The organism is Cytobacillus sp. (assembly GCF_964223445.1).
Taxonomy (GTDB): Bacteria; Bacillota; Bacilli; order Bacillales; family Cytobacillaceae; genus Cytobacillus.
Genome location: NZ_CAXQGS010000073.1, coordinates 23,159 through 30,284, shown reverse-complemented (window position 1 = coordinate 30,284; position 7,126 = coordinate 23,159). Strand labels below are relative to the sequence as shown.

Below are 7,126 nucleotides of genomic sequence, written 5' to 3'. Positions count from 1 at the left end.
AGGATAACCTTGCCCGGTATTAGTTGCCATCGACTGAAAGTTCGTGCCCCAGAATCCGGACCACGGGAGTCCTGTCATGATTAAAAAGAGCATCCCTGCTGTGACCCAAAAGGCAGGTACAGCATGCCAATCTCTTCTAAAAGTCTTTTTCCCTTTATTCAAACGCGGAAAAAGCACACCAGCCACGCCTGTCGTTTTCTTCGGAAACCATAAATAAAGCCCTGTTACGATCAGCACAACCGCCCAGCATGCAGCCAGTTCGACGACCCGGTCTCCCATAGTGCCAGCCATCAGTTCCCCGTGAAACTCTTCAATTTTATCCATAATCCGGTATTCGCTGTTTAATTCCCCGAGGGACTCACCTGTATAAGGATTGATAAAAACAGTAAGCGATTCATCGTTATTCACAATGCCGACTTCACTGGAACGATCGGGGCTTTCCCCAGGACGGTACACCGTCACTGCTGCATCCGGATAAAGCTTCTTCACTTCTTCAATCTGCTGTGAAGCAGAAATTTTTTCACCCTGAGGGGTGACTTCGTAGTAATCCTGATAAAGGACACCCTCGATTTGCGGCTTAAATAAATAGATTGCTCCAGTTACAGCCAGAATAAAAAGAAATGGCGCAAAAATAATGCCCGCATAAAAATGCCATCTCCAAACCGTTCTGTACAGTGATGCGTTAGTCTGCGGCTGTTTTTGTATATCCGTCATTTCTTTAACCGTTTCCATATCATCAAAGCTCCTCTTCGTCCATCTTCTTTTCATATCTTAAAAGGGGAATGTGAGAAATGAATGAAGTTTTGAAAAAAATTTTTGGCAAAATCATAACTGCCAGAAACTTTCCTTTTTATACAAGGATTTCTTAATAAATTGTTGAATAGTGTCATTAAAGAACAGACAAGGGAGTTTTTAGATGATCCATAAACAATTGAAATCGCAAAAAAGCTTAGAGGTTCTGGCAAAGGTAAGGGAGATTGCCATTGGTTTTCCTGAAACCGCCGAACAGGTTGATAAATTTGGACATACTTCATTTCGGGTGAAAGATAAGCCTTTTGTTATTTTGGGAGAAAACGAAGAGGGCATTCCGTCCATTGCCATGAAAACATCAAAAGAAACGCAGGAGTTTTTATTGCAGGGAGGCAGCCGTTTTTTCAAGACCCCCTATATCGGACAGCATGGCTGGACCTCGATCCTCGGCGATCTTGAACTAGAGTGGAATGAGGCAGAAGGCTTGATAAAAGAAGCTTATTTGAGGACAGCGCCTAAATCTATCCTGAAAAGCTTGAAAATAGGGGGGAAGTTCATCCTAGTAGCATGAAACCCAGACAAATCATCCGGGTTCAGTTAAAGGAAAAGGGCAGTCAATCCGCCTACTAATAAAAGGATGGTACTTGTGAGAATGGCGATTTTACCTGTGCGGTTTGATTTATGAAAAAGCTTAACAAACATTCTCCACACCTCGCTTTTTAGTTAGTTATATTATAATACGATTTGGGATTGAAAAGGATTCATGACATGCGCAGAGAAAGTTTCTCTGCGCATTTTTTGTGGAATCAGGCATCCATTTTCTTTTTCTGAGAGAATTCCATTAACCCTCTTTTTCATTTTCCAAAATGAATAGGGGAATTCTAGTTTGATACCCAAGCTTGCAGCTGCCCTGTGAATATAATGAAATGATCATCATGAAGAAACCAAATAAAAGATACAGGGGAGATTTTATGGAAGAAAAGAAAATTTACTATGATAAGGAAAAAGGCTGCTTAATAGCTCCTAAAACTGGGTGGAAGCGCATGAAGGCAGCCTTTTGCATCCGCCTTATGTCTGCTGCTTCCCACCTGCTCCTGCCGCCGAAAGAACATCCATGCAATGGGGACGAACAGCTTCCCGGGAAAATAGGCAGCTACTCTAAAGGGCTTCCCCACAATTCTCTTGGAGAAGTTGTATCCGATGCGTATGAACAGTATTTGGAAGCTTTAAAGTCAGGAAATCCGGAAGATTTCGAAAAGATCCCAATGGGAGGGAAGGTGAAGCTTTCCAATCCACAGGCTTCTTATGTATATGATTTAATTGGACCGGATTGCCATCAATTGAAACTGTCCAAGCCTCCAGCATTCAGCAGCGCCTGGGAGGCGGGAGAAATGGCAGAGTTATACTGGCAGGCACTTACAAGGGATATTCCTTTCATGGCCTATGATAGTGATCCCCTGATTGCTGAGGCTGCTGTTGAACTATCAGGATTTTCTGATTTTCGAGGACCGAAAGTTAACGGAAAGGTCACTCCTGAAACATTGTTCCGCAGTCAGTTTCCAGGTAATCTTACAGGTCCCTATATTTCACAGTTTCTTTGGAAGGGCATTCCATTTGGTGCTGCAGACATTCCCCAGAAATACCGCACCACTTTGGCTGGGTCTGATCATATGACTTCTTATGAAGAATGGCTGGACATACAAAATGGCTCTTCATCTAAAGAACCTATAAAAGATCCGGTGCCCCGCTATATCCGCAATGGGCGTGATTTAGGTGAGTATGTACATTATGATTTTTCATTTCAATGTCCGCTTTCGGCCTGTTTAATTTTACTTAGTTATGGGCCCTCTGCTCTCGATGCGCACAACCCTTATCTTAAGTCGGCTACCCAGGGAGGATTCATTACCTTCGGGGCTGCTCATATATTGGACATGGTCACAAAAGCAGGGAGAATGGCACTCGAAGCGGCCTGGTTTCAAAAGTTCCTCGTCCACCGCAGGCTCCGTCCCGAAGAATTTGGCGGGCGTGTTCATAACCATATGAATGGGTCGGCTAAATACCCGATCCACTCAGAACTCCTTGAATCCAGCGTGCTTACTCAGGTTTACAGCAGATATGGATCTTATCTTCTGCCTATGGCTTATCCGGAAGGCTGTCCAACGCATCCAGCCTACCCTGCCGGCCATGCATGCATAGCAGGTGCTGGGGTTACGATCCTTAAAGCATTTTTCAACGAATCATTTGTGATTCCGGATCCGGTGGAAGCAAGTTTCGATGGACTCTCCCTGCTTCCTTATCCGGGCACCCCTCTGACAGCAGGAGGGGAGCTTAATAAGCTTGGTGTGAATATTTCCCTTGGCAGAGACACAGCAGGTGTTCATTGGCGTTCTGATGGCATAGAAGGGCTAAAGCTTGGTGAAGCAGTGGCTATTGGGCTCCTGCGGGATTACAGCTCATCCTTTAATGAGCATTTTAACGGCTTTACGCTAACCAAATTTGACGGGAAAAAAGTAACGATTAAATAAGCTTTATACACACATGTGCAAACCTCTGCGCCATGTGTGTTTTTTTTGGGGGGGATCTCGATAATAGTTTTGGTCTGCGTCTTTTATTTGATGGCTTCTCAGGAACAAGTGTTTTGCTGGGCCAATCCCTTTTTATCAAGAGTGGAACAAGTTTTTTTCGAAAAAAAAAGCCTTTGACATTTTCCTGACACATTGGGCATTTAAAGTATGACTTGTAAGGCAAACGAAAACTAATTCAATTCAAAATAGATTAAGAAGGAAGTGTTCAATTATGACAGAGTTTAACGAAGAAAGCAGAACGGAGAACCGGGCAGTGAAAAAGCCGGTATGGAAAGGATTCCTGTCAACCGTGGCAGCAGGTGTGCTGGGCTCGGCGCTTACGCTGACAGCCGTTCCGTATTTCCAGGAAGACACACCGCAGGCAACGGTTCCGGAAGAAACTGGACAAGCTGAAAGCTCATCCAATCTTGATGTGACGCCAGTAACTGCCACATCCAATTCCCTGGCGGATACAATTGAACAGGCTTCGAAGGCGATTGTCGGCGTTGTGAATATGCAGCAGCAAAACAATAATCCGTTCAGCCAGTCGAGTGAAGCTGCTGAAAGCGGTACGGGTTCGGGGGTAATTTTTAAAAAGACAGATGATGCGGCCTACATTGTGACCAACAACCATGTGATTGAAAATGCAAGCGAAATTCAGGTGACGCTGCATGATGGGGAGAAGGCAACAGCAGAATTGATTGGAACCGATGCTCTGACAGACATTGCGGTGCTGAAAATCAAAGGGGATGTAGACGCTGCAGCCATGACGTTTGGGGATTCTTCCAAGCTGAGAGCCGGCGATCAGGTGCTGGCGATCGGCAATCCGCTTGGCCTGGATTTATCGAGAACGGTGACACAGGGCATCGTGAGTGCGGTCGACCGCTCGATTGAAGTGAGCACTTCTGCAGGGGAATGGAACTTAAATGTCATTCAGACGGATGCAGCGATCAACCCCGGCAACAGCGGCGGCGCATTGATGAATACAGCCGGGCAGCTGGTCGGGATCAACAGCCTGAAAATCGCGGATAACGGAGTGGAAGGGCTTGGGTTTGCAATCCCAAGCAATGAAGTGAAAACACTGATTGATCAGCTGATTGAAAATGGTCAAGTGATCCGCCCGTATCTTGGCGTTGGATTGGCAAGCTTTGACGAAGTGCCGCCTCAATATTTGCGCAATCTTCCTGATGGGGTGACTAGCGGAGCGATTGTAGCAAACATAGATCCGGATTCTGCTGCAGCTAAAGCAGGATTGCAGGCAGAGGACATTCTCGTCAGTATTGGCGGAAAGCAAATCACGAATTCAGGAGATTTGCGCAAGCATTTATACAGCGGTTTTTCAATTGGCGATAAGGTGAAAATTGAATTTTACCGGGGGGGAGAATTGAAAACAGCTGAAGTCACGCTGACAAGCAATCAGAAAGTGAATTAGGAGAGGGGAACGGGATGAAGAATAAGAAAGTTTTCTATTGGATTTTAGGCAGTGTATTAACAATCGGAGCAGCGGCAGCCATCTTTTTTACAATAAAAGAGGATGATGCGGCTGCGACTGTAAACGGGGAAAAAATCAGCAGGGATGAGCTGCATGAGCGTCTCGTTGACCAGTACGGGCAGGAGCTTCTGGATTCGCTTATCACCGAGAAAGTGATTGATCAGGAAGCGAAGAAAGAAAATGTGAAAGTGACACAGGAAGAAATTGATGAGGAAAAGGCTGTATATGCAGAGTCATACGGCGGGGAGGATGCTTTAAAGCAGACACTCGAATCAAGCGGTCTCTCGATGGCTGATTTTGAGGAGGATATCGAATCCTACCTGGCAACGAAAAAGCTTCTGGAACCAAGGATTGAGATTTCAGAAGAAGATATGAAAACCTATTTTGACGAAAACAAAGAAAGCTTTGCCCAGGAGGAACAGGTATCAGCGAGCCATATTTTAGTAGAGGAAGAGGACACGGCAAAGGAAGTCATTGGACAACTGAATGATGGCGGCGATTTTGCAGAGCTGGCGGCTGAATACTCGACCGATGAAAGCAACAAAGATGCTGGCGGAGACCTCGGGTTTTTCGGAAGGGGAGACATGGTCGAAGAATTTGAAGAGGTAGCTTTCTCGCTGGAGCCGGGAAAAATCAGCGATCCTGTTAAAACCGAATATGGCTATCACGTAATCAAAGTCGCAGAAAAGCAGGAAGCAAAAGAAGCAGTCTATGAAGATGTGAAAGAAGAGGTTAAAAATTCATTATTCGAAACAGAGATGCAGACTGAATACACCGCCTGGCTGGAAGAAAAGTTTGAAGAATATGAGATTAAGAATTATTTAGAGGGCTGAGGGGAATCTTGAGATGAATTTTTTAAAACGAGCGTTTTTAAGCGTGAAGGCCCGAAAAGGGAAAAGTATTCTGCAGATCTTCGTATTTACCGTGATTTGTGTATTAGTGCTGGCTGGATTATCGATCCAGACAGCTGCCGAAAAGTCGGGTGATCTCGCCCGCCAAAAGCTGGGGGCAGATGTCACCCTGCAGGCAGATATGGAAAAACTGAGAGAGCAGGCGATGTCCCAGCAGCAGAGCGGAGGGGAGAGGGTACGGTTCCAGTCAGTGCCTGTCCCGCTTGAAGCCGCAGAGGAACTGGCTTCTTATGACCAGATTAAAGGCTATAATTTTTACTCATCCACTACGGGGCTAGCCTCCGATTTTGAGCCGATTGAAAGCGAGTCGGCTGCTTCTGACACATCTGAGGAAAGCAGTGAAGGGCAGGAGCCTGGAAGAGGCATGCCGGGCAGAATGATGCAGGGGGATGTCAGCCTGCAGGGTGTTGCGTTTACAGACTCGGTTGCGGAGTTTATGGATGGAACCTCGGAACTGGTTGAAGGAACCGGGATCACAGTAGAGCATATTGGAAAAAATGTCACGCTGATTGAACAGACATTGGCGGAAGAAAATGAGCTTGGTGTTGGTGATAAGATTACCGTCACGAACCCTCGTGATGAAACGGCTGTAATGGAGCTTGAAGTGATCGGAATCTATCAAACAGCTTCTGCAGGATCTGATCAGGCAATGGATTTCACAGCACTGAATCCTTATAACAAACTATATGTTCCATACACTGCTGGCGCAGCACTAAAGGGATCTGACTATGAAAATACAATCGATAGCGCCATCTACTACATAGATGATCCTGCCAATATGCAGAGCTTTATCGATCAGGCAAAAGCAGAGAGCAGCATCGATTTCGAAACGTTCAAGCTTGATGCCGATGATCAGCTTTATCAGCAAATGGTCGGCCCTATTGAGAATGTAGCCGGATTTTCGAAAAATATTGTGTACCTGGTATCCATTGCCGGAGCTATCATATTGGGACTGATCGTCATGATGTCGATCCGTGAGCGGAAGTATGAAATGGGCGTCCTGCTGGCGATCGGGGAAAAAAGGTGGAAACTCGCAGGCCAGTTTATGGCGGAAATTTTAGTCGTGGCTGTGTTATCGCTCGGCATTGCCACAGCGAGCGGCAATGTGGTGGCGAGCCAGCTTGGCGACCAGCTCCTGAATCAGGAATTGGCATCAGCGGAACAGACCAATACACCGGAATCCTTCAGAGGAAGGGGCATGGGCGGCTTCGGTCCGGGAATGATGCAGGCTCAGGAAACAGTGGAGACAGTAGATGAAATGAATGTACAGGTGACGGGAGAAGATCTTGGCTTCCTTGCCCTAATTGGCCTCGTGATTGCGGCATTGTCGGCATTATTGCCTTCGTTAACCGTATTGCGCCTTCAGCCAAAAGCCATTCTAAGCAAGCAGGATTAAAAGGAGATGGAAA

Annotated in this window: 6 protein-coding genes; 5 read left to right on the top strand and 1 reads right to left on the bottom strand. The window is 46.1% G+C overall.

Annotation, left to right across the window (positions count from 1 at the left end; genetic code table 11):
• Positions 1-732: PepSY-associated TM helix domain-containing protein (locus ACEQ1T_RS13640; protein ID WP_370223364.1), on the bottom strand; the 732-nt coding region annotated here is incomplete at its 3' end.
• Positions 733-916: 184 nt separating this feature from the next.
• Between ACEQ1T_RS13640 and ACEQ1T_RS13635 the strand changes: the two genes are divergently transcribed.
• The 5 genes from ACEQ1T_RS13635 (at position 917) to ACEQ1T_RS13615 (ending at position 7,113) form a co-directional block, all read left to right on the top strand.
• Positions 917-1,321, top strand: a complete 405-nt coding sequence (locus ACEQ1T_RS13635) for an MmcQ/YjbR family DNA-binding protein (RefSeq protein ID WP_370223363.1) — start codon at positions 917-919, stop codon at positions 1,319-1,321.
• A gap of 400 nt (positions 1,322-1,721) precedes the next feature.
• Entirely contained in the window at positions 1,722-3,275 is a 1,554-nt protein-coding gene (locus tag ACEQ1T_RS13630; RefSeq protein WP_370223361.1) for a vanadium-dependent haloperoxidase, read from the top strand.
• Between the two features lie 271 nt (positions 3,276-3,546).
• The gene (locus ACEQ1T_RS13625) at positions 3,547-4,746 is read left to right on the top strand and encodes a S1C family serine protease (RefSeq protein WP_370223360.1); all 1,200 of its coding nucleotides are present in this window, start codon (positions 3,547-3,549) and stop codon (positions 4,744-4,746) included.
• A gap of 14 nt (positions 4,747-4,760) precedes the next feature.
• On the top strand, positions 4,761-5,639 hold the full coding sequence (locus ACEQ1T_RS13620) for a peptidylprolyl isomerase (protein WP_370223359.1): 879 nt from the start codon (positions 4,761-4,763) through the stop codon (positions 5,637-5,639).
• A 13-nt stretch (positions 5,640-5,652) separates the two neighbouring features.
• Positions 5,653-7,113, top strand: a complete 1,461-nt coding sequence (locus tag ACEQ1T_RS13615; RefSeq protein ID WP_370223357.1) for an ABC transporter permease — start codon at positions 5,653-5,655, stop codon at positions 7,111-7,113.
• Positions 7,114-7,126: the final 13 nt, after the last annotated feature.